The organism is Roseateles sp. GW821-FHT09G03 (assembly GCF_059416045.1).
Map to the genome: position 1 here is coordinate 626561 of NZ_JBWKOK010000001.1, position 23111 is coordinate 649671.

Annotated in this window: 21 protein-coding genes; 9 read left to right on the plus strand and 12 right to left on the minus strand. The window is 69.0% G+C overall.

Annotation, left to right across the window (positions count from 1 at the left end; translation table 11 throughout):
* Positions 1-72: 72 nt before the first annotated feature.
* Both AC07OZ_RS02825 and AC07OZ_RS02830 read left to right on the plus strand, forming a co-directional pair.
* Positions 73-1320, plus strand: coding sequence for an HlyD family secretion protein (locus AC07OZ_RS02825; RefSeq protein ID WP_495465641.1), 1248 nt, complete (start codon positions 73-75; stop codon positions 1318-1320).
* A complete protein-coding gene (locus tag AC07OZ_RS02830; RefSeq protein ID WP_495465642.1) occupies positions 1317-2936 on the plus strand; it encodes a DHA2 family efflux MFS transporter permease subunit in 1620 nt (539 codons plus the stop codon). The genes AC07OZ_RS02825 and AC07OZ_RS02830 overlap by 4 nt, the downstream gene beginning before the upstream one ends.
* A 51-nt stretch (positions 2937-2987) precedes the next feature.
* On the opposite strand, the gene AC07OZ_RS02835 is transcribed toward AC07OZ_RS02830, so the two are convergent.
* The 7 genes from AC07OZ_RS02835 to AC07OZ_RS02865 form a co-directional block, all read right to left on the minus strand.
* Complete coding sequence (locus AC07OZ_RS02835; RefSeq protein ID WP_495465643.1) at positions 2988-3950, minus strand: GSU2403 family nucleotidyltransferase fold protein; 963 nt, start codon at positions 3948-3950, stop codon at positions 2988-2990.
* Positions 3951-3976: 26 nt separating this feature from the next.
* The gene (locus tag AC07OZ_RS02840) at positions 3977-4915 is read right to left on the minus strand and encodes a nucleotidyltransferase family protein (protein WP_495465644.1); all 939 of its coding nucleotides are present in this window, start codon (positions 4913-4915) and stop codon (positions 3977-3979) included.
* 80 nt (positions 4916-4995) lie between these two features.
* Positions 4996-5409 carry a response regulator gene (locus AC07OZ_RS02845; protein WP_495465645.1) on the minus strand — a complete coding sequence of 138 codons (414 nt, stop codon included), beginning with the start codon at positions 5407-5409 and terminating at the stop codon, positions 4996-4998.
* Between the two features lie 29 nt (positions 5410-5438).
* Positions 5439-7712 (minus strand): AsmA family protein, encoded by a 2274-nt coding sequence (locus tag AC07OZ_RS02850; RefSeq protein WP_495465646.1) that lies wholly within the window; start codon positions 7710-7712, stop codon positions 5439-5441.
* Entirely contained in the window at positions 7703-9184 is a 1482-nt protein-coding gene (locus AC07OZ_RS02855) for a phospholipase D-like domain-containing protein (protein WP_495465647.1), read from the minus strand. The genes AC07OZ_RS02850 and AC07OZ_RS02855 overlap by 10 nt, the downstream gene beginning before the upstream one ends.
* Before the next feature lie 4 nt (positions 9185-9188).
* Positions 9189-9725 (minus strand): ferritin-like domain-containing protein, encoded by a 537-nt coding sequence (locus AC07OZ_RS02860; RefSeq protein WP_067271454.1) that lies wholly within the window; start codon positions 9723-9725, stop codon positions 9189-9191.
* Positions 9726-9760: 35 nt separating this feature from the next.
* Positions 9761-9937, minus strand: coding sequence for a DUF1328 family protein (locus AC07OZ_RS02865; RefSeq protein ID WP_067271457.1), 177 nt, complete (start codon positions 9935-9937; stop codon positions 9761-9763).
* Between the two features lie 263 nt (positions 9938-10200).
* On the opposite strand from AC07OZ_RS02865, the gene AC07OZ_RS02870 reads away from it, so the two are divergent.
* A complete protein-coding gene (locus tag AC07OZ_RS02870) occupies positions 10201-10743 on the plus strand; it encodes a hypothetical protein (protein WP_495465648.1) in 543 nt (180 codons plus the stop codon).
* 22 nt (positions 10744-10765) lie between these two features.
* Entirely contained in the window at positions 10766-10969 is a 204-nt protein-coding gene (locus AC07OZ_RS02875) for a hypothetical protein (protein ID WP_495465649.1), read from the plus strand.
* 102 nt (positions 10970-11071) lie between these two features.
* On the opposite strand, the gene AC07OZ_RS02880 is transcribed toward AC07OZ_RS02875, so the two are convergent.
* Positions 11072-11731: a YiaD family glycine zipper/OmpA-like lipoprotein gene (locus tag AC07OZ_RS02880; RefSeq protein WP_495466478.1), complete on the minus strand. Its 660-nt coding sequence runs from the start codon at positions 11729-11731 to the stop codon at positions 11072-11074.
* A 361-nt stretch (positions 11732-12092) separates the two neighbouring features.
* Between AC07OZ_RS02880 and AC07OZ_RS02885 the strand changes: the two genes are divergently transcribed.
* Positions 12093-13295, plus strand: coding sequence for an EAL domain-containing protein (locus AC07OZ_RS02885; RefSeq protein ID WP_495465650.1), 1203 nt, complete (start codon positions 12093-12095; stop codon positions 13293-13295).
* 50 nt (positions 13296-13345) lie between these two features.
* On the opposite strand, the gene AC07OZ_RS02890 is transcribed toward AC07OZ_RS02885, so the two are convergent.
* From AC07OZ_RS02890 to AC07OZ_RS02905, 4 genes are all read right to left on the minus strand, one after another.
* Positions 13346-14011 (minus strand): response regulator, encoded by a 666-nt coding sequence (locus tag AC07OZ_RS02890; RefSeq protein WP_067271469.1) that lies wholly within the window; start codon positions 14009-14011, stop codon positions 13346-13348.
* 107 nt (positions 14012-14118) lie between these two features.
* Complete coding sequence (locus AC07OZ_RS02895; RefSeq protein ID WP_495465651.1) at positions 14119-15273, minus strand: HlyD family type I secretion periplasmic adaptor subunit; 1155 nt, start codon at positions 15271-15273, stop codon at positions 14119-14121.
* 102 nt (positions 15274-15375) lie between these two features.
* The gene (locus AC07OZ_RS02900; protein WP_495465652.1) at positions 15376-17679 is read right to left on the minus strand and encodes an ATP-binding cassette domain-containing protein; all 2304 of its coding nucleotides are present in this window, start codon (positions 17677-17679) and stop codon (positions 15376-15378) included.
* Positions 17676-18812: a TolC family protein gene (locus tag AC07OZ_RS02905; protein WP_495465653.1), complete on the minus strand. Its 1137-nt coding sequence runs from the start codon at positions 18810-18812 to the stop codon at positions 17676-17678. The genes AC07OZ_RS02900 and AC07OZ_RS02905 overlap by 4 nt, the downstream gene beginning before the upstream one ends.
* A gap of 497 nt (positions 18813-19309) precedes the next feature.
* On the opposite strand from AC07OZ_RS02905, the gene AC07OZ_RS02910 reads away from it, so the two are divergent.
* The 4 genes from AC07OZ_RS02910 to AC07OZ_RS02925 all read left to right on the plus strand — a co-directional run bounded on the left by AC07OZ_RS02910 (position 19310) and on the right by AC07OZ_RS02925 (position 23110).
* Entirely contained in the window at positions 19310-19669 is a 360-nt protein-coding gene (locus AC07OZ_RS02910) for a four-helix bundle copper-binding protein (protein WP_495465654.1), read from the plus strand.
* A 271-nt stretch (positions 19670-19940) separates the two neighbouring features.
* Complete coding sequence (locus AC07OZ_RS02915) at positions 19941-20594, plus strand: MEDS domain-containing protein (RefSeq protein WP_495465655.1); 654 nt, start codon at positions 19941-19943, stop codon at positions 20592-20594.
* Complete coding sequence (locus AC07OZ_RS02920; protein ID WP_495465656.1) at positions 20591-22204, plus strand: hybrid sensor histidine kinase/response regulator; 1614 nt, start codon at positions 20591-20593, stop codon at positions 22202-22204. Before AC07OZ_RS02915 ends, AC07OZ_RS02920 begins: the two co-directional genes overlap by 4 nt.
* A gap of 9 nt (positions 22205-22213) precedes the next feature.
* Positions 22214-23110, plus strand: a complete 897-nt coding sequence (locus AC07OZ_RS02925) for a response regulator transcription factor (protein ID WP_495465657.1) — start codon at positions 22214-22216, stop codon at positions 23108-23110.
* Position 23111 lies beyond the last annotated feature (1 nt).

Below are 23111 nucleotides of genomic sequence, written 5' to 3' on the forward strand. Positions count from 1 at the left end.
CGCCCCCGAATTGACGCGTCGACGTCCACGCCGCCGACGCCCCCGAATCACAAGAATTCCGAAGAGCACACCATGAGCGCAACGCCCCCGAACAACACGCAAGCCCCCGCCAAGAACGGCACCCGCAAGAAGGGCCTGACGATCATCGCCGCCGCCGTCATCGTGGCGGGTCTGGCCTACGCCGGTTATGAATGGGTCATCGGCAGCCGCTACGAGTCCACCGACAACGCCTACGTGCAGGCCAACGTCGTGCAGATCACGCCGCTGGTCGGCGGCACGGTGCGCGCGGTCTATGCCGACGACACCGACTTCGTGAAGGCCGGCCAGAAGCTGGTGAGCCTCGATCCGGTCGACGCCCGCGTCGCGTTGGAACAGGCGCAGGCGCAGCTGGCGCAGACGGTCCGCGAGGTCCGCACGCTGTATGCCAACAACAGCGGCTTCGAGGCGCAGGTCAAGGTCCGCGAGGCCGACGTGAAGCGCGTCACCGTCGACCTGGAACGCCTGCAGTCCGACGTCACGCGCCGCCAGCCGCTGGTCGCCACCGGCGCCGTCGGCAAGGAAGAGCTGGAACACGCGCAGTCGCAACTGACCTCGGCCCGCGCGCAGGCCGCCGCCGCGCAATCGGCGCTGCAGGCCGCCAAGGATCAGCTGGCCTCGAACCAGGTGCTGACCGACGGCGTCAAGGTCGAGGAACACCCGAACGTGCTGCGCGCCGCCGCGCGCCTGCGCGAGAGCTATCTGGCGCTGCAGCGCGCCGAGCTGATCGCGCCGGTGGACGGCTGGGTCGCGCGCCGCTCGGTGCAACTGGGCCAGCGTGTCGCGGCAGGTTCGCCGTTGATGGCGGTGGTCGGGCTGCAGCAGGTCTGGGTCGACGCCAACTTCAAGGAAAGCCAGCTGGCCAAGCTGCGCATCGGCCAGAAGGCGACGCTGGAAGCGGACGTCTACGGCAAGAAGACCGAGTACCACGGCACGGTGCAGGGCCTGGGCGCGGGCACGGGCGCGGCGTTCGCGCTGCTGCCGGCGCAGAACGCGACCGGCAACTGGATCAAGGTCGTGCAACGCGTGCCAGTGCGCATCGCGTTGGACCCGAAGGAAGTGCAGGAGCATCCGCTGCGCGTGGGCCTGTCGATGGACGTGCAGATCGATGTCCGTGACCAGGGCGGCGCGATGCTGGCCGCCGCGACCGGCGCCAGCGCGCCGCGGCTGCAGACGGCGATCTTCGACGTGCAGGAGAAGGCCGCCGACGAGCAGGTGAACAAGATCATCGCGACCAACCTCGGCAAGGCCGCGGCCAAGGCGACCACCACCCGCGCGCAATGAGCAATTCCACTCCGACCGCGCCCGGCGCGCCGGCGGCCCCCGGGCCTGCCGCGTCCCCGGCGCCTTCCGGTCCGCCGGCCGGGCCCGCGCCGCTGACCGGCACCGCGCTGGTCCTGGGCACGATCTCGCTGTCGCTGGCGACCTTCATGAACGTGCTGGACTCGTCCATCGCGAACGTGTCGCTGCCCGCGATCGCCGGGGACCTCGGCGTCAGTCCGGTGCAGGGCACCTGGGTCATCACGAGCTTCGGCGTCGCGAACGCGATCTCGGTGCCGCTGACCGGCTGGCTGACACAGCGCTTCGGCGCGGTGCGGCTGTTCACGACCAGCGTGCTGCTGTTCGTGCTGGCCTCCTGGCTGTGCGGCTTCGCGCATTCGCTGGAGATGCTGGTGGTGGCGCGCGTGTTCCAGGGCCTGGTGGCGGGACCGATGATCCCGCTGTCGCAGACGCTGCTGCTGTCGAGTTATCCCAAGCACAAGGCGGGCACGGCGCTCGCGTTATGGGGGATGACGACGCTGGTCGCGCCGGTGGTCGGGCCGCTGCTGGGCGGCTGGATCACCGACAACGTCACCTGGCCGTGGATCTTCTACATCAACGTGCCGGTGGGTCTGTTCGCGGCCGGCCTGACGTGGAGCATCTACCGCACCCGCGAGACGCCGACCAAGAAGCTGCCGATCGACACCGTCGGGTTGTCGCTGCTGGTGTTGTGGGTGGGCTCGCTGCAGGTGATGCTGGACAAGGGCAAGGAGCTGGACTGGTTCGAGTCGAACCAGATCATCGCCCTGGCCGTGGTCGCGGTCGTGGGCCTGGCGGTGTTCATCGTCTGGGAGCTGACGAACGACCACCCGGTGGTGGACCTGCGGCTCTTCGGGCGGCGGAACTTCCTGTTCGGCGCGTCGGTGCTGTCGATCGCCTACGGCCTGTTCTTCGGCAACGTGGTGCTGCTGCCGCTGTGGCTGCAGCAGCACATGGGCTACACCGCGACGGCGGCGGGCTTCGCGCTGGCGCCGGTGGGGGTGCTGGCCATCCTGCTCTCGCCGGTGGTGGGGAAGAAGGTCTCGGTGTGGGATCCGCGGATGATGGCGAGCTTCGCCTTCGTGATGTTCGCGATCGTGCTGTGGATGCGTTCGCTGTTCACGACGGACACGGACCTCGGGACCATCATGATCCCGACGATCCTGCAGGGCGGGGCGCTGGCGTTCTTCTTCATCCCGCTGACGACGCTGACCCTGTCGGGCATCACGCCGGACCGGATCGCCGCGGCGGCGGGCCTGTCGAACTTCGTGCGGATCACGGCGGGGGCGATGGGGACGTCGATCTCCACGACCTTGTGGGAGAACCGCGCGACGCTGCACCACCATCACCTGGCGGAGCGGCTCGCGCTGGGCGATCCGGCCGAGACGGCCGCGTTGGACACGCTGCAGCGCCAGGGCTTCAGCCACGACCAGGCGCTGGCCTACATCAACCGGCTGGTCGACCAGCAGGCGTTCACGCGCGCGGCGGACGACATCTTCCTGGCCTCTGCGGTGCTGTTCGTCGTGCTGATCGCCTTCGTCTGGCTCACCAAACGGCCGCCGAAGATGGGCGCGCCGGTGGACGCCGGTGGCGCGCACTAACGCCACCGACCTGCGGTCGTGAACAGGGAATGGGGCCGATGGCCCCATTTTTCATGCCAGACGCGCCGAGAGTGCCGATCGAAGCCGGCCAGTGTCGATCAACGACTGCACCACATCGGCCTGATGTCGATCCCGCATCCGCTTGATGGCATCGCGGGATGATTTCTCGCTGATCCAGCGTTTGACGTGGACGAAGGTGACGGGATCGATCGTCCGCATCAGTGCCATGCGCCCATTTGCACCGACGACGATCTGATCAAAACGCGGAGAACTCAGTAGTAGTTGAGCACTTGGTGCTTGGACTGGATAGACATCGCCCTCGCGGCCACTGATGGAAAAGGCAAGTTGTCGATGTCCGGCTTCTTCTCGACGGAGAAAATCGACCGAGAAACCCGCCGAGTTGATCGCGGACTCTTTTTGGTCCTCATTGCGTTCAAAGCTTGGGTCCGCAGCGCGAAGGACGTCGATCATGCTGCTCGGAGGATCGGTGAAACGGGCAACAAAACTCAGCCTCGCCTGCACGTCCCAGAGCAGATCGACGTCGTTGGTCGCGGTCGTGTCGTCCGAGAGAACGACCTTCGCAGCCGCCTCGTAGGCGAAGAGCGCGTAGGTTCCGATCACGCGGTAATAGTCGAGCAGGCGATGGAGCCGCAGCGAATCGAGAATTCGGATCACCAGAGGCGGGACCCGGGACACCCCAGCGGCGACGTTCTGCAACTCGTTCTGCCTCAACTCGGAGGTGCATGTTGCGAGCATGCTCATGGCATCCGTGCGCCGATCGCGGTGGTCGTCATGGAGCCGCTCCAACGCCTCGCAACGTGGGCCGAGATCCGCGATGACCCGACCCGATTCGGCATCGACTCGATGCAAATGATGGCCTTTGGACGTGACGGACCATTCCAGCTGATGTCGCAGCCGATGGGCCGAAGCGCTGGCGTTTTGATGACGCTCGAAACAGGCGAACGCCCTGTCGAGCTGCGCGCAAGCCGGCGCGCCGTGAATGAGGAACGACATGCATAACTCCGAAAACCGATCGGGAGTTACGCTATGGCAAGACCTGGCACTGACTCAATGCCTTGAAGTTGTTGATTTGCCTGCTCACGTTGGTGGGCTGACCAACCCGAAACGAGCATGCTCTCGCGCAGCATCTCTTCGATGATGGGCAGCGACGCACTGCGCTGGATGCGCGCGACCAACCCAAAGGCGACGGGATCGGCGGCGCGCACACGCGCCATCTTGCCTGTCCTGGCGATGAGCACGTGCTCGAACGGCGGGGCCTCGCGCAACACGCGAAGTTGCCGGACGAGGGGTGGCGCGATAGGCGCAATATCAGCGCGGCGACGTGGCTCGACCTTGGATGCTGGGACCTCGCGGGGTTCCAGGATGAGCAGCAGGCCTGCGGTGGGATCGAATGACGCGCCAGACAGGCGCGCCCACTTCGACACAGCCGCCTCGATCTTGGACGCGCAGGCCTTTGCATCGGCAGCCGGCAGATCGATGAGCAGGACGAGGATCTGCGGATCGGCGTCGACCGCCAGACCGGCAGACTGCGCGTAGGCCTGGACCGCTGAAGGTCCTAGCAACAACGTGCGGTCGGCAAGACCTGACACCATCAGGTGCCGCAGGACCTCGACGATCGACGATGCAACACCACCGGTCCGGACCGCCTTGTTCATGCGCTGCGCGACATCGACTGCGGCCGCGAGCGACGTGGATCGGGCTCGTAGACGCTCCCGCTCCTTCTGAAAGATGTCGAGCTGCTGCTCGGTGAGCGCGGAGCGACGTCCCAGGTAGTGAATGCGCCGGCCAGAGCGCTGCACGAGGTACTCGTAGTCGCCCACGACCTTCCAGAACATCGAGCCCCCGAGCGCGTTCCGCGCTCGCTCGATCCGGACGAATTCCTTGAACACCCGCGCGCCATCCACCAGCTGCTTGAGCGCCAGGTCAGGGAGATGGGTCAAGGGCATTTGCACCGACATGCGATGAATTCTATAGAAGTGGAGTAAATCCAGCGAAATCAGTCGCTTGCAATGAAACGCAGTTCATGTTTTCTGGGGCGTCAAGCCTTGGAAGACGCCAGCTCCAGGCAGTACGCGATGAGCTCGTCCAGTTCGCTGGACTTGTCGAAGACCTTGTCGGCGCCGAGCTGCTCGCAGCGCTGGCGCATGTCCGCCGTGGCGTAGTTGGTCAGCACGATCACCTTGGCCTCGGGCTGCAGCTGCCGCGCCTTGGGCAGCAGCGACATGCCCGACCCGCGCTTGAGGAAGAGGTCGATGATGAGGATGTCGCAGGGCACCGCGTCGTCATGCAGCCAGCGCAACGCGCCGGCCTCGTCCTCGGCCACGCCGACCACGTCGAGGTCCAGCATCTCCTGCAAGGTCGCCACGAGATTCTCGCGGATCAGCGGGCTGTCCTCGACCAGGAAACAGTTCAGCGTGCCGGGCGTCGGTGCGGAGACGGGAACGGTGGACATGGGCATGGGCGTGAGCGAGGCGCCCATTATCACGATCCCGAGCCTCGCTTCGATGTCGGCGCCAGCCGCGCGTTGCATTCAGACAGCGCCTTCAGGCTCTCCGGATCGGCGTCCTCGCCCAGGTCGATCAGCGGCACGATCGCTGCCAGCGGCGCCACGGCCACGCCCAGCACCGCCGCGGGCAGCAGCTTGCGCAGCAACGGCGTCTTCTGCAGGCTGAGTTGAGGGTCGCCCAAGGTACCCTGGATGTTCAGCGGCGTGCGCAGCGTCAGCGGACTCTTGTCCTTCGGGTCGACCTTGGCCGTCAACGCCAGCCGCTCCGTCGCCAGCGACATGCCGCCGTCCACCAGCACCACCGAGTCCTTCGTGTCGATGACCATCGGCCGCGGCGTCACCACGCCGTCCTTGACCCGAAGATCGGCGACGCCGCAGTACACCTCCAGCGGCTCGTCGCCCTTCACCAGCATGCCCAGGCCCTGCGCGATGTCGATGCCCGCGGCCTCCACGATCAGGTGGGAGATTGTCCCGTCGGTCCAGTACAGCACCATGCGGCCGTCGGCGCTCGCCAGCAGTTCGGCGGTCGACTTGCCTTCGCCGTCCAGCGCGATGCGTCCGCCCATCAGCCCGGTGACCCAGCGCTGGCCGTTCTTGCGCTCCAGGTTCAGCCACTGCTCCAGATGCACGCCGCCGACGCGCAGCCGCGCCTGCCACTTCGCCTGCGGCCCGCGACCGTCCAGCTTCATGGTGCCCGCCACCTGGCCGCGCGCCACGCGCGCATCGATGTCGCGCAGTTCCAGCACGCCGTCCTGCAGCACGATGCGGGCGTTGAGCGGTTCGGCCGCCTGCAGGAGCGCGGTGCCGGATTCGAAACGCGCCAGCTTCACATTGACGTTGGCGTTCATGGCCCGCAGCGAGGGCAGGTCGAACTGCTTGTCCGGCAGCACGCGCGACGGCGCCTTCTTCACCTTGGGCGCGCCCGGCTCGGCAGGCACACCGACCGCGGGACCCAGGTCGGCCAGCCAGAGTTCGCGGCCGCGCAGTTCGCCGGTCAGCGTGGGCAGTCCGTTCTCCGGCTTGTCGTACTGGAACTCGCCGCTCAGGTGGCTCTTGCCGATCGTGGCCTTGCTGACCGCCGTGGTCCAGCGCGACCCGTCGCGCGTCAATTTGCCCGCCATCGCGAAGGCCGGCGTGGTCGGCAGCGTGACCCCCAGCGGCTCGCCGACCGCGGCCAGCGACGGCCCCGCCAGCGTGTACTGCCCGGACAGCCCCTGGCTGACCAGCAGGTCGCGCACCAGACCGTCGAAGCTCAACTGGGCCTTGCCGATGTTGCCGCGCAGCGTGACCGGCACGGCGGGCGCGTTCGGGTCCGAGGACATCCACGGCAGCGCGGAGCCGGTCTGCAGGCTGGCCTTGATCGGCAGGTCCCGCCAATGGCCCTCGGCCTGCGCCGTCACGCCGTACCGGCCGCCTTCGCCCGGGCCCGGTTCGCCGGTGGGTTCCGAGGCCCCCTTGGGCTTACCTGCCACCCGCTCGCCGAAGTCCACCGCGAGCCGGGTGCCGGACGCCGCCGCGCTGGCCACGCGCGCGGCCGTCGTGGGCGCGCGCGGGTCGGACGCCGCGCCCGAGGCGGCAAGACCCGAACGCACCGCCGATGCCGCATCCGCCGGCGTCGTCCAGGTCTCGCGCAGCGCGAAACGGCCCAGCAGTTGCAGCCGCTGGATCTTGTCGTCCACCAGCACCGTGCCCCGGCCCACTTCGAGCAGGTCGAAGCGGATCCCGTCGATGTTGGGACGCTTGCGTACCTGGGTGTCGCTGGACGGCTGCTTGCCGAATTGCCAGCTCGCGCGGCCTTCGACGTCGCGTTCCAGCTTCATGGACAGCTCGCCCGCGCGCAGCGCCTTCACCTGCAAGGCCTGACCCTCATGCCGCAGGGCCAGCAGGTCCGAATAGCGCAGCGTCAACGCGGCGTCCTGCGCCTGCAGCATCGGACCGCCCAGCGTGCTCCAGCTGGGGCCGGCGATCGTGAGGCTGTGCGTGCGCAGGCGAAGGTGGCCGATCAGGCGCAGCTGCCACGCGGTGTTGTCTTCGTCCCCGTCGAAACGCACCTGGCGGTCGAGCTTCTGGCTCAGCCATTGCTCCGCCGGACGGCGCAGGAAGGGCCAGCCCAGCCATTCGCAGACGCCGACCGTGATCAGCAGCATCACGACCAGCACGCCCAGGCCCAGGGCCCAGCCGTGGCGGCCGTGTCGTCGCGGACCCGGCGAAGGTGCCGGCGCGGAAGAGGGCGCGTTGTTCACCACCATTGTTCAAACATCCTGGAAAAGTATTCCTTGCTCCGTTGCCACAGGCCGCGGTCCTGCCAGCGCTGCAGCTCGATCGTCCTGGAGGCGGTGCGGTCGCGCTCGAACATCCGCGTCATCGCACCGCCGAAGTCCTCGCCCAGCACGACGGCGTTCACCTCGTTGTTGTGCACGAAGCTGCGCCAGTCCATGTTGCTGGAGCCGATCGTCGAGACGACGCCGTCGATGACGGCGGTCTTCGCGTGCAGCACCGCGTCCTGCAGTTCATGGATGCGCACGCCGGCCTTCAGCATGCGCTCGTAATGGCTGCGGCCCGCTTGCATCACCGGGCCGAAGTCGCTGCGCGAGGGCAGGATCAGTTGCACGTCGACGCCGCGCTGCGCGGCCTCGCACAGGGCGTCGACCATGTCCTGGCCCGGCGCGAAGTAGGCCATCGTCAGGTAGACGCTGCGTTGCGAGGCGCGGATGCTGCCGAGCAGCAGCGTGTAGATGCGGTTCTCGGTGTCCTGCGGCGTGGACGGGATCACGCGCATCAGTTGCTGTCCCGCCGGCGGGCCGGGCGGTGGCGCGATCGCGGCGACCGTGCCTTCGCAGTGCTGCTGCGCCCAGACCTCGCGGAACAGCGTGTGCAGGGCCTGCGTCGCCGGGCCGCGCACCTGGACCATCGTGTCGCGCCAGCCGTTCTCGTCGGCCTTGTCATTGGACTTGCCCTTGCCGTCGGCCGCTTCGCTCGGCGCGGCCTTCGGCTTGGGCGGCTTCGACGGCCCGCGGCTGCCGAAACCGCCGGAGCCCGACGAGTACACCGCGCTGATGTTGATGCCGCCGGTGAATCCGGTTTCGCCGTCGACCACCAGCATCTTGCGATGGTCGCGCTGCGTGATCTTGTGATACTTCGTCCGCTGCTTGAGCGGGTTGACCGGATTGAAGGCGCAGACGGCGACACCGCCCTGACGCAGGCGGTCGAAGTAGGTCTCGTCCGTGCCCATCGATCCGACGCCGTCGTAGATGACCGCGACGTCGAGCCCCTCCGCGCGCCGCTTCAGCAGCCGGTCGGCGAGCTGGCGCGAGACGTCGGCGTCCTCGATGATGTAGCTTTCCAGGATGATCTGGCGGCGCGCCTTGTCGATGGCCGCGAACATCGCGGCGAAGGTGGCCGGGCCGTCGACGAGCAGTTGCGCGTCGTTGCCGGCATACAGGTCGACGTCCCCGAACGCCGACATCGCGGCGATCTGGCGCTTCAGCAGATCGCCCTTGCCTTGTGCGGCGGCAGCCTGCACGGCCTGCTCGCGGCTGGCCTGGTTCATCGGTCCGCGCGACCCGGTGACATCGACCTGCGCGGCCACTTTCGTCAGCGTGGGCGCGGCCGAAGGCGGGTCCGGGACCCGGCCATTGACCGGCGCGCGGGGCGTGCCGCAGGCCACGAGACCGACGCTCGCGCCGAGCGCGAAGAGCAGGGCGGCGACGCGTCGGCGCATGGCCTCAATCCCTCAGCAGGTCGGCGAGGTCGTCGGCATGCTCTTCCTCTTCGGCGAGGACTTCCTCGAGGATGCGGCGCGTCGTCGGGTCCTTGTCGCCGATGAGCTGGATCATCTGGCGGTAGGCCTCCACGGCGATGCGCTCGGCGATCAGGTTCGATCGCAGCATCGCCTTCAGATCCTTGGACTCGTCGTACTCCGCGTGGCTGCGCTGGGTCAGCGAGTCCGGCCTGAAGTCCGGATCGCCGCCCAGTTGCACGATGCGCTCGGCGATGCGGTCGGCATGGACCGCCTCCTGCGTGGCGTGCTCGAGGAACTCCTCGGCGATGCGCGGCGAGTTCAGGCCGTGCGCGGTGAAGTAGTGGCGCTTGTAGCGCAGCACGCAGACCAGCTCGGTCGCGAGCGCGTCGTTGAGCAGGCGGATCACGTCGTCGCGCCACGGGCCGTAGCTCGGCGTGACCGGGCCTTCGTCGAGGTGCTGGCGAGCGCGCTGCAAAGCCTGTTCGTCAAGCTTCAGGTGCTTGTGTTCGGGGGCGTTCATGGGCTGGCTCCTCTGGGTTCAGGAAAGGGCGGCGGTCACTTCCGGAGCGCGTTCACGCCCGTGATGCCCAGGACCAGCAGCACCAGGAAGATGACCAGGAAGATCCCGAACAGGATCTTGGCGATGCCCGCCGCGCCCGCGGCGAGACCGGTGAAGCCGAGTACACCCGCCACCAGCGAGATCACGGCAAAGATCAAGGCCCACTTCAACATGACGATGTCCTTTCCAGCTGTCGGCCGCGGCGCGGCGCTTGGGCTCACTGTAGGAGCGGCCAGGGGGCCGAAGGGATCAGCAGGGCCCACGTCTGGGTGTAGGACAGGACGCCGCAGGGAGGGCCCGCGAGGCGGTGCCGGACTCGTCCTACACGCGGCTCCGGCGCGGTACGACAGACAGCGGCAGGTCACGGGCCTAGCCTTGCTTCATCCTCCCGTCCCGTGTTTCCACCTCGGCGCCACGCGCTCGAAAGGAACCCAAGATGATCAAGCTCAACAAGACCTTCTCGTCCCCGTCCGCCGCCGCCTGGATCACTGCCGGGGCGGTGTTGTCGGCCGTCATGATCGTGACCACGCCGGCCTTCGCGGCCGGGGCCTCCGCCACATCGTCCAAGTCGGACATCCAGGCGACCTATGAACAGGAGCGCGCCAACTGCCTCGCCGGCAAGACCGGCCAGGCGCGCGCGGCCTGCCTGAAGGAAGCCGGCGCGGCGCGGCAGGAGGCCCAGCGCGGCAACCTCCGGACCGCGAGCGCGCAGGACCTCGCCAACAACGCGATGCTGCGTTGCCAGCGCGTCGCCGAGGCGGACCGCGAAGACTGCCGCATGATGGTCATGGGGCAGGGCACGCGCGACGGCAGCGTGCAGAGCGGCGGCATCCTGACCCGCATCGATCGCATGGTGCAGGAGAACCCGACCGCGGCCGGCATCCCGTCCGCGCCGGCCGAACCGCCGAGCGCGACCATGCGCCCGGGTCCCGACGTCCCGCCGCCGCGCCAGCCCAAGGCCAGCGCGCCGGCCCGTTGAGCCATCGAAGAGGAGCGACACCATGCTGATGAAACGACTCGTCCCGCTCGCGCTGTCGAGCCTGGCCGGCTACGCCCTGTGGCAGTGGCAGTCCCGGCGCCACGAGCAGCGGCACAAGACCTCGCACTCGAAACCCGAGGAGGTCACCACCTGGGAAGGCGAGGGCGGCGCGCTGCATCGCACGGGACCGCACATGGGCCCCGAGCCCGTCAAGACCACGCCCTGACTGGGCTGACGGCCGTCGCTCCGGTTGATGCGCGGCAAGAAAAAAAGGCGCCTCCCGCGAGGCGCCTTTGTCATGGGAGCGCCGCGGCGCTCCTGCGGAGACTCACCCGCCGGAACCCTGCTGCGGCTCGCGCAGGAAGATCTCCACGCGGCGGTTCTTGGCGCGGCTCTCGGCGGTGTCGTTCGACACCAGCGGCTCGCGCGAGCCGCGGCCGGCGACCTCGACCCGGTCGGCACGGACACCGCGGTCGGCCAGGTAGTTGCGCACGCTCTCCGCGCGGCGCAGCGACAAGGGATCGTTGATGGCATCGGAGCCGGTGTTGTCGGTGTGCCCGACCACCCGCACCACCGTCGGCGACGGATTGCTGTTCAGGCCGTTCGCGAAGGCGTCCAGCACCGGACGCAGCCGCGGCTCGACCGTGGCGCTGTTCGTCGCGAACGAGATGTCGCTCGGCACGTCCAGCTTCAGCTGGTTGTCCGCGGTGCGGGTCACCTCGACGCCGGTGCCCTGCGTGGCCTGTTCCATCGCGCGGCGCTTGTCCTCCATGTGGCGTGACCAGACGTTGCCGGCCACCGCGCCGAGCGCGCCGCCGATCAGCGCGCCGGTCCCCGCCTTGCCGCCGGTGGCGGAACTGATGACGGCGCCCGAGACGGCGCCGATCGCGGCGCCGCCAGCGGTGCCGCGCTGGCGTTCGTCCATGTTGGCGCAGCCGGCCAGGACGGCGACCGCCAGGGCGGCCGCAGCCAGTCGGGTGTGTCGCATCTGCATGTTGCTTCTCCTTGTGATCCGGGTAAGAAAACCCAACGACCCGGGCCGCTGTGCCGCCGCCCGCGCGAGGCAGTATCCCCGCGCGGCGGCGGACCGGTCCAGGTCCGAAGGGTGAGTCGCTCGCGCATCGCACCGGGGTTCCGGTTCGAGCGCGTGTCCAACGGCGACGGGCGAGGGCAAGTGCGGCACCCGCCTCATCCCCCATGGCGCCCCCGTGGCGCCCCCTTGTTGCAGTCGGTGGACCCCTCCCATAACTGCTATCCCCTCCCAGGGGATGACAAGTGTTTGTTATTCAGCGCGGGGCCCCGGGTTCATAGCATGAAGCCTTCTTCGCTACCCGCTCCGCGGAGTGCCCATGTCCCGCTCGTTCGAACCCGGTCGCACCCCCGTCAGCGGTGTGGACCTGCCCCCTCCGTCGTCGTCCCTGCCCGACTGGCAGGCCGAACATCTCGGCACCCATGTCCGCTACGCCATGCAACCGGTCATCGACCGCACCGGCCGTGTCGTGGCCACGGAACTGCTGTTCCGCTGGAATGCCTGCGACCACCGCGTCAGTCCGGAACTGGGCGCCTACGCGACGGCCACGGCCCTCTCCGGCGCGCTGATCGATGGCGAGTTGCTGACCGACGCGCCGGCCGCGGAACATCCCATCGGCGACCTGCTGGTCAACATGGACAGCCGCACGCTGATGAGTCCGATCGCCGAAGCGCTGACACCGGATGTCGGCGTGATCGAACTGCTGGAGACGGTCGTGGTGGATGCCCCGCTCCTGCAACGCATCCAGGACCTTCACGGCCGCGGCTACCGCTTCGCCCTGGACGACATCGTCCGGGCGGACGACGTGCGATGGGCGCTGGCCCCGTGGGTGCAGTTCGCCAAGATCGATGTCGTCGGTCTTGATGTGGCGTCGCTGCAGGCCCTGGTTCGGCAGGCCCATCAACTGGGCATGGCCGTCATCGCCGAGAAGATCGAGGACGACGAGTCCTTCCAGCGCGCGCGTCGCGCGGGGGCGGACTACTTCCAGGGCTATGGCATCGCCCGCCCGATGACGCTGGCCGTGCCTGCGTTGCCAGGCTGCGATGCGGGCGTCGTCGGGCAGCTGTTCCTGCTGGCGCGCTCGGGAGCCTCGGCATCGTCGCTGGCGCTGCTCGCGGGTCGTCATCCGGCCCTGGTCGCGCGACTCCTGCGCGTCCAGGCGATCCATGCGCCCCAGGGCGCCGCGACCGCGGAGTCGCTGGCGGAGGTACTGGCCTCATTGCCGCGCGCCGTCCTGGTCGCCTGGCTGGCGGTGTTCAACATCGCCGCCGTGCATGGCCGGGATCGCGACCTGGCGCGGCTGCTGCGCGGCGAACTGGCCGAAGGGCGGCTCCGCCTGCGCCGCGAGGGCCTCGTGAACACCTCAGGCGCGCTGGAGCAGGCGACCTTCCTGCTGTGCAAGCAGCTGCTGCGCATGCGCCTGCTCGCGAGACCCGCCGCGGCGTTCCCGTCGATCTTCCGCGCCGCGACGGCAGTCCGCGATGCCCGGCCGGGCAGTGGCATGGCGTTGGCCGCCCGCTGAGGCGCCGGGGCGCCGCCCGGGGCCCCGGCCTCCGGCCGGCGTCGGGAGGCTCACTCGTCGATCAGCCCGTGCAGCCGGGCGACGCTGGTGGCCATGGCGCGGGAGTTGACGTTCAGCTTGCGATAGATCGAGCGCAGGTGCTGATTCACCGTGAAGCGGGAGATCGACAGACGGCTGCCGATGTCGACGATCGGCAGCCCTTCGATCAGCAGGTTCAGCACGCTCCATTCGCGCTGGCCCAGGCCGAGCTCCTTCAGCTTCTGCCCCTTGTCCACCTTGGGTTTCACGCCGGTCTCCAGGCTCTCGAGCTTGTCGAGCACCAGCCGGGACACGGCCGGGCTCAGTGGCGCATGGCCGTTGTGGGTGGCGATGATCTTGTCGATCAGGCTGGGCTGGATCTCTTCCTTCAGCAGGTAGCCCGACGCGCCCGAACGCAGGCTGCGCATCACGTGCTTGGCGTCGCCGAAGGTGCTGATCACGATGCTGTGCGCATCCGGGCACTTCTCGTCGATCAGCTTGATCAGGTCGATGCCGTCCACGTCGGGCAGGCCGAGGTCGACCAGGTAGATGTCGGCACGATTGGCGAGGATGGCGGAGACCGATTCCCCGCGATTGCGACCGATGCCCACGATCTGGCAGGCACTGCTGGCCGACACGACGTCGATCAGTCGCTGCAGGACGGTGGCATCGTCTTCGATGATGGTGACGGTGATCATGGTGGCGTGTTCCCCTGTGGTTCGGAGTTGTTGTTGCTGATGGTCGATGAAGATTGATGACGTGAAGTGAGTGGTGCTCGCGCAAGCGTCGTGCGGTCGACACGGCTTCAGCGCTCGCCGAGGGATTCCGACACCGTCTTCCTGACCGGCTTGAGCAGGTAGTCCAGCACCGTGTGACGGCCGGTGATGATCTCCGCCGTCGCCGTCATGCCGGGCTGGATCACGATGCGATCGGCCTTCTCGCCCTTGAAGCGCTTGCCGCTGATGCGGATGTGGGTGCGGTAGTAGGGCTGTTCGCCCTGCGCGGTGCGCTCGGTCAGCGCATCGGGACTCACGTAGCTCACGCTGCCGTCGAGCGCACCGTAGATGCTGTAGTCGAAGGCGTCCACCTTTACCACCGCCGGCATGCCGGGGCGGATGAACCCGATGTCGGCGGCGCGCAGCCGGGCCTCGATGATCAGGTCCTCGCCGGTGGGCAGCAGCTGCATGATCTCGTCGCCGGGCCGCAGGACCGCGCCCTCGGTGGTCAGCGTGATCAGGTTGACCACGCCGTCGACGGGCGCGCGCAGCTGCGTGTGCTCCAGGTTGCCGCGACGGTCGTTCAGCATCTGCTGCACGCTGGCGAGTTCCTCTTCGGTCTTGGCCAGCTCGGCCTGGGAATCCTGGAGGAACCGGTTGCGGCGCAAGGTGACCTGGCCCGCCGCCTCGTTCGCGGTGCGCTGGAGCCGCAGGTACTCGGCCGCGCTGATGTCGCCGGCCTTGTACAGGGGCTCGTTGAGATCGACCTCGCGCCGGGCGAGTTCGGCGGAGGTCGCCAGGACCGTCAGCTCTTCCTGCAGGGCCGTCCGGCGGCGTTCATAGAGCTTGCGCTGCAGGTCGTTGAAGGGGCCCGTGCCGGCGGGGCGGTAGGGCGTGCCCAGCGTCTCGGCGCGCAGGCGGGCGAGCGAGGCGTTCAGCGCGTCGGCCTTTTCGCTGGAGTCCGCGAGCGCGGCACTGGCCTTGGTGTTGTCGAGCTGCGCCAGCAGGTCGCCCTTGCGGACGGCGTCTCCCTCGCGCACGAAGAGCTTTTCCACCACACCTCCGTCGGGCGCCTGGATCACCTGCGTGCGCGAGGATGCCATGACCTTGCCGCCGGCGCGAGTGACCTGCTCGATCTGCGCCTGCGAGGCCCACCACAAGCCGGCGCCGAGCGCCGCCACCGTGGCGAGGACGGTCCAGCGCACGCGCGCTTGACCGTCGTGAAGAGGAGGGCTGGTTGTCATCACGTTCTCTTGATGTCGGAAGTCGATGGGAGCGGCGGCCGTCCAGGCAGTGGTTCGGCCAGTCGTTCAAGCAGTCGTTCAAGCGGTCGTTCAAGCGGTCATTCAAGCGGCCCGGGTGGCCGCCACCGGGCCGGGTGCCGGCGCTGGCCGGCCCTGCAGCCTGGCCAGCACCTCGTCCCGCGGTCCGTCCGCCAGGACGCCCTGCGGCGAGAGCACGATCACGCGGTCGACCAGCGCCAGCATCGACAGGCGGTGGGTCACCAGCAGCAGCGTCGCCTCGGGCTTGAGCAGGTGCTGCATCAGGCGGACCGTGGCCTGTTCCAGCCCGTCGTCCATGCCCGAGGTCGGTTCGTCGAGCAGCCACACCGCGTGATCGGCCAGGACGAGGCGCGTCAGCGCCACGAGCTGACGCTGCCCGCCCGACAGGCCGCGCCCCCCTTCGGAGAGCTTGCGGTCCAGGCCCAGCGGATGCTGGGCGACCATGGGCCAGAGACCGGTCTTCTGGCAGGCGGCGACCAGGCGGTCGTCGCTGACGTCCGGCAATCCGAAGAGGAGGTTGTCGCGCAGCGTGCCGGAGAACAGCCACGCATGCTGCGGGCAGTAGGCCAGGTGGGTCGCGCGCCAGCCGGCATGGATCTGCTGCTGGTCGACGCCGTCCAGGTAGACGGTGCCGCGCGTGGGCTTGCTCAGGCCGCAGGCGAGCGACAGGAGCGTGGTCTTGCCGGCGCCGACGGTCCCCAGGATGGCGACCTTCTCGCCGGGGCTGAACCGCAGGTTGCCGAAACGCAGCGGCTCCTTCTGGCCGGGATAGGCGAACTCGACGTCCTCGAATCGCAACGCCCCGTGCAGGGCCTGGGGCACGATCGCGCGGTCCATGCCGTCGTTGTCCACCTGCAGCCGGAAGATCGCATCGAGCGCCTTCATGGACGCCCGGGCGCTGCCCAGCTGCACGAGCAGCGGCGGAATCGAGGCCAGCGGCGACAGCACGCGCCCGGACAGGATGGAGCAGGCGACGATCGCGCCCTGCGTCAGGTGCCCGTCGATGGCGAGCACCGCGCCGACGCAGATCAGGGAGACGTAGCTCGCCTGCTGCAGGGCGGCGGAGATGTAGGAGGTGGTGTCGCTCTCATGCTTGAGGGCCAGGCTTTGCGCGGCGTTCACTTCGCACAGCGCTGCCCAGCGCGCTTCGAAACGCCAGGTGGCGCCGAGGCCCTTGATCGCCTCGGTGCCTTCGATGGTTTCGACCAGCAGACCGGTCTTGGCGTTCGCGCCGGACTGGCTGCTCGCGGTCAGCCGGGCGATGCGGCGCGCGCGCAGCAGACCGGTCAGCACGGTCACGCCGAAGAGCACCACCGCCGGCAGTGCCATCCAGAAGCCGCCGATCGCCGCGATCACGAGCGCGAAGATCAGCGCCATCGGCATGTCGAACAGGAGAAACAGGGTGCTGGCCGACAGGATGCCGCGGATCGACTCGAAGCTCTGCACCTGCGACGCCAGCGTGCCGACGGAACCGGGGCGCTGATCCATGCGGACCGCGTTCAGCCGCGCCATCAGCGCCTTGGAGATGCCGACATCCAGCTGCTTCAGCCGCGGTTCGAGCAGCGAGGCCCGCGCGAGTTTCAGCAGGAACTCGATCACCACCGCCAGTCCCACGCCCAGCGTGAGGACCCACAGGGTCTGGTGGCCCTGGCTGGGGATGACGCGGTCGTAGACCTGCATCGAGAAGAAGGAGATCGCGATGCCGATCGTCGAGAGCACCAGCGACAGGCCGGCCGCCTCCATGAAGATCGGCCACTGGCCGCGGACCTGCGCGAGCATCATGCCGCGCGCGCTGCGGCTCGCGGCCTGATGGGTCTCGGTGTCCACGACCGCGTGCAGGCAGGGCTGATCGTCGAGCACGAGGTTGCGGCGGATCTGGTCGGGACCCACGCAGGTCCAGAGCCCTTCGGGCGTGCGCGCGGTCACCACCTGCCAGCCGTGTTCGGCGTGGTGGCACAGCAGCGGCAACGCGGCGAGTTGCGGCGCGTCGAGCAGCACGAACCGGCTCTGCGGGTCGAGCACGCCGGCCAGCAGGCGCGCGCCGTGGAGATCCTCGCCGGTCAGCCCCAGTTCCTGCTGGCGCTGGCGGACCTGCGCGACGGGCACGGGGCGTCCCTTCAGCCGCAGCCAGTGGGTGAGGGTGGCCGCGAGGGCGACCGGCGGGAGCGACGACGCGGGCGTCGTCCGCTTGAAGGGATTCCAGGTCATGGCGGGCGTGTCGCGGGGAGCGATGAGCAGGTGGCGATGGGGACGCGGCGGGACAGCGCCGCGGAAGGCATGACAGAAGGCGTGGCGGGTGCCGTTGAGGAAGGCGCTGAGGAAGGCGTTGAAGAAGGCGTTGAAGAAGGCGGACCTCGACCTGCTCAACCGGCCGGCGGTCCGTCGTCGAGCAGCAGGTGGAGGCGGTACAGGCCGGCGCGTTCGTCGATCGCGGCGTCGCGCTGGGATTGGCGCGTGGCATGGGCCTCGCGGACCATGTTCAGCAGGTCCAGCCACGCGCGCTTGCCGGCGTCGAACTGGCGTCTGTACGACGCCAGCACTTCGTCGCCCGTCGAGGCCGTGAGCTCGGCGTTGCGCAGCGACGCAACCGCCGCGGCATGGCGGGTGAACTCCAGCTGATAGTTGCTCAACTGGTCCTGTTCGGTCGCGGCGACCGCGGCCTCCGCCGCGGCGATCCGGGAGCGGGCCGCGTTCACGCCGGACAGGGCCGACAGTCCCCCCGGCAGTCCGGCCTGGATCACGACGCCGATCTGGTCGTCCTTGTAGGCGCCGCTCTGGCGGTCCAGGCGCAGGCTGACGGTCGGCAGCAAGGCGGCCTTGGCCTTGGTCAATTCCTCGCGGTACAGGTCGACGTTCGCGCGCGCGATCGCCATCTCGGGCGAGAGCTGGATGCGGTCCAGCACCTGGTTCAGCGCCGGCGGCGCGGGCAGGTCCCCATCGAGCACGATGCGCAAGGCATCGTCGACGGGCCGCCGCGCCAGACGCTGCAGCCGGTCGCGCTGCAGCGCCTCCTCGAGCCGGGCCTGCGCCAGTTCGGCCAGCACGGCGCTCAGCCGGGACGCGGCCAGCGCCGCGTCGGCATTGGTGGCCACGCCCGCCTGGGTGCGGCGGCGGATCATCTCCAGCAACTGCTGGTGCTCCGCACGCAGCGCCTCCAGGCCGTCGATGCGGCCGCGGACCTTGGCCCAGTCGGCCCAGGTCTGCACGATCCGGAGCTTCAGCTGGAGTTGCGCGGATCGCAGTTCCATCTCGCTGCTGCGCAGGGTGGTCCGTGCGGCGTTCAGGTTCGCCGACAGCAGCCCGCCCGTGTAGAGCGGCTGCTGGAGGCTGAGGACGTTGACATACCGGCTCGTGCCCGTGGCGAGCTGGCGGGAGAAGCTCGGCGACGGGCCGAACTGCCACTTCGCGGCGGTGACGCCGTCCTCGGCGGCGGCGATCGAGGCCCGCGCGCGTTCGATCGACGGATCCGCGGACAAGGCGCCGCCGATGAAATCGTCCATGGCGCTCCCCCAGCGCGCGGCGTTCGTCGGCAGAGGCGCGCTCGCGGACCGCTCGGCGAGGGGCGCGCCGGCTGCCTCGATCTCCACCTTGACCTCGACCTCGGCCGGCGTCTGGCGTCCATCATCCGCGAGGGCCGGCAGGCAGATCAGCGCCAGCGCCGCGAGGGGGTATCGCCAGGCGGCGGTATCGATATTCGCTGGCCGGAATGGCCGGAATTGGCGGAATGATCGAAATGGAGTTTGGCGGTTCAAGGGAAACCCCGTCGGGCTGTTTTTCTATGCGCTCAGTTTCGTTTCCCGTCCCGCCGTCTCACAATGACATTTCCTTGCTAGCCTTTTGACGTCGACACCCAGTGATGGTTCATTTATGCAAAGAAACTAGCAAACTCTTGCTAGTCCTGTCCGGCATTCGAATGCTTGTCGGTGAGGCCCGGGAGCTCCGCCGGGGAATGGCGGTTGCCGGAAGACGGCACCTCTGACCTGGACAAGGACATGCGATGACAACCCCCACCGAAGACCTGGAACCCTGCATGAAGGCCTGTGCCGAGGCCCTGCTCGCCACGCGTCAGTGCGCCAACGCGTGCATCCGCTCCGGCGATCGCCTGCTGGAGGCGTGCGCGCTGCTGGATCTGGACTGCGCCGCCCTCTGTGAGGCGACGATCGGCGTGCTCTCCCGGGAGTCCGCGCATCACGGCGATTTCTGCGCGTTGTGCGCCCATCTGTGCCGGGCTTGCGCCGATGAATGCGAGAAACATCAACATGCGCATTGCAGGCGTTGCGCCCAGGCCTGCCGGGCTTGCGCGGCCGCCTGCGACGTGCATGCGGGCGAGCGCCACGCGCTGGGGGCCCACGCCTGAGGCCGACCGCCGACCCATTGAGGGGTGGTCCGACTTACTGCGGTCGGATCACCGAGTAATTGCAGCGACGGGTTTTGGACCGGTGTCAACTTTGGATTTCGCAGATTCAATTTGCGCCGGAGGGGGCGCGAGTCGTCGACTGATCCAAAAACAGTGACGCTTCACGGCTAACATGGCGGGATAGCCCCCTCAGAGCCAGCCCACTGGCCGATGCAACTCGGGACGGAGGACGTCCGTTGGCCCATGGCGCCGCGGACGGTGCGAGAGAGTAGTGATCACCCCTCATTTCCACATTTGCGCCTTTTTTGACAGCCGGGAGGAGGCGTGCCAGGTGCTGGCGCCGTTCTATCGGGAGGCGGAGCAGAACAACGAACGCAACCTGCACCTGATCGAGCCGGGCGGCCTCGACGAGCACCGGGCACGCCTGGTCGGCGCCGGGATCGACGTCGTCGCCTGCGAGCACCGGGGCCAGCTGGCCTTGTGGCCTTGGCCGCAGGCGCCGGGCGCGATCGACGTGGAGGCCTTGCTCTCGGCCATGGCGCTGGCCACGTCGGCGCAAGGGGGCGCGCTGGCCGGATTCGACGGCCTGCGCGTCATGACGCAGATGGGCTGGGCCGTCCGTCACGGCGTCGACCGTCTGGACCTGCTGGAATACGAGGCGCGCCTGAACGGCGTCCTCGACACGAATCGCCGTCTGGCGATCTGCGTCTACGACCTCGCGCCGCTCGACGGTGCCACCATGATGGATCTGCTGCGGACGCATCCGCTCACGATGATCGGCGGCGTGCTGCGAGAGAATCCCTTCTTCACACCGCCGGCCGAGATGCTGCGCGAGCTGTCCGCGCGCCGGGCCACCGGGCGGCGTCGTGGGCGCTCCGCGCCGGTGGCCCTTCTCGCGCCGGCACGACACCGGCGGTCCGAATGACCACGATGTCCCGAGAAAGAGAACCGTCCGCCGCCGACCAGGCGCTGCGCGACCTGATGGGCCTGCTTGCGCTGCCGGCCCTCTGGGTCGGGCGCGATGCAGCCACCGTCCTGCAGTTGACGACCGAGGCGGTGAACCGGATCGTCGGCACGGCGGTCTGCCTGCTGCATGCGCCGCTGGTGCCGGACGCCGCGCCGGCGACGGTGCTCCAGCTCGGCGGCGTGCGTGTGTCGCAGGAGGCCTGGACCGATTTCATCGTCGCCTGCCGCCAGATGCCCGACACCGCCGACAGCGCGACCGCGCTGGAGTCGCCGCTGGGCACGCTGCGCGTGGTGCGGCTCTACCTGGGACCGGCGGGGCGGGCGGGCAGCCTGTGGTTCGGTTCTTCCCGGCCGGACTTCCCGTCGCCGCACCAGAGCGCCTTCATGCGCGCGGCGGCGACGCTCGCATCGACCGGGCTGCACGCGGCGCGGCTCGATCACGAGCGTGAACGCGCCGCGAGCGCGAAGGACGAGTTCCTCGCCATGCTCGGGCACGAGCTGCGCAACCCGCTGGCGCCGATCTCCACCGCGCTGCACCTGATCCGCCTGCAGACGGGCCAGCTGTCGCGCGAGCACGAAATCATCGAGCGCCAGGTCGGCCACCTGTCCAAGCTGGTCGACGATCTGCTCGACATCACCCGCATCACGCGCGGCAAGATCGAGCTGTCGCGCGAGCCGGTGGACGTGCCTTTCCTGCTGAGCGACGCCATCGAGGGCGTGAGTCCGCTGCTCGAGGAGCGCAACCACCTGCTGCGCGTGGCCTGCGAGGTGGGGCCGGAGCTGCGCCTGGTGGGCGACCGGGCGCGGCTGCGGCAGGTCGTCGTCAACCTGCTGAGCAACGCCGCCAAGTACACGCCGACGAATGGCGAGATCCGCGTCGCGGCGCGCGCCGTCGGTGATGCGCTGGTGATCGAGGTGCAGGACAACGGCGCCGGCATCGACGCGGACATGCTGCCGCGCGTGTTCGAGCTCTTCGAGCAGGGCTCGACGACGCTGGACCGCTCCAAGGGCGGGCTCGGCATCGGGCTGGCGATCGTGAAGCAGCTGGTCGAGATGCATCACGGCCAGGTGGCGGTGTTCAGCGCCGGACCGGGGCAGGGCGCGACCTTCCGCGTGACGCTGCCGGCGGAGATCCATGCCGCGCCGCCCGCGCCGGGGCCGGCCACGGAGGCGCTGGACACGCTGCCGCCGGTGCAGGGGCGGGTCCTGGTCGTCGACGACAACCGCGACGCCGCCGAGACACTGGGCATGGCGTTGCGCTACGCCGGATACGACGTCGTCACGACGACGCTGCCGCAAGAGGCGCTGGACCGGGTGCGCGCGGCCCGCTTCGACGCGGCGGTGCTCGACATCGGCATGCCGGTCATCGACGGCTACCAACTGGCGACCCTGATCCATCACGAACTCGGCGCGGCCGCGCCACGGCTGATCGCCCTGACCGGTTACGGCCAGGCGTCCGATCGCGACAAGGCCTTGAGCAGCGGCTTTGACGAACACATGGTCAAGCCGATCGACCTGGATCGCCTGACGCGCACGCTGGAGCGGCTGATCCGTGCGGACGCGCTCTAATCGGGGCCCATGACCGCGCCCGATTTCCTCCCTTCCACGGCCGCCCCGGCGAGCGCGCCTGCACCGGTGCCCGCGCCCGCCCATCTGGCGATCCTCGACGACGAGCCCGACATCACCCAGCTGCTGGCAGGCTACCTGGCGTCGCACGGCTTTCGCACGACGCAGCTCCACACGGGCCGTGCGCTGATGGAGCTGATGGCGGCGGACACGCCCGACCTGGTGCTGCTGGACCTGGGACTGCCCGGCGAGGACGGATTCGTCATCGCGCGTCAGTTGCGCGAGCACTGGCGCTGCGGCCTGGTGATCGTCACCGGGCGCGGCGATGCGGTGGACAAGGTCGTCGGGCTGGAGGTCGGTGCCGACGACTACGTGACCAAGCCCTTCGACCTGCGCGAACTGGTCGCCCGCGTGAAGGCCGTGCTGCGGCGCCTGGCGCCCGGGCCGGCGGCGACGCCCGCCGCCGCGCATGCGCACGCCGGGAACGCGATGGCCGCGTCCGGCGCGCCGCCCCTGTCGGCGTCGATGCAGACGTCGCGTGGACAGCCGGGTGAGATCGTCCATGACCTGTCCGCCGGCCGGGAGCGGCTCCACTTCGAGGGCTGGACCGTCGATGTGTCCGCGCGCCGCGTGACCGGGCCCGACGGCGAGGAAGTCGCGCTGACGACCGGCGAGTTCGACCTGCTGCACATCTTCCTGCTGCATCCGGGGCGCGTGCTGTCGCGGGACTTCCTGCTGGAGCACACGCGGGGCCGCGAGTCGGGGCCGTTCGACCGCACGATCGACGTGCAGGTCGGACGCCTGCGTCGCAAGCTCGGCGCCGAGTCGGGCGAGGGCCAATGGATCAAGTCGGTGCGAGGGGCCGGCTACCTGTTCGCGCCGAGGGTGACCTCGACGATTTCGACCTGAG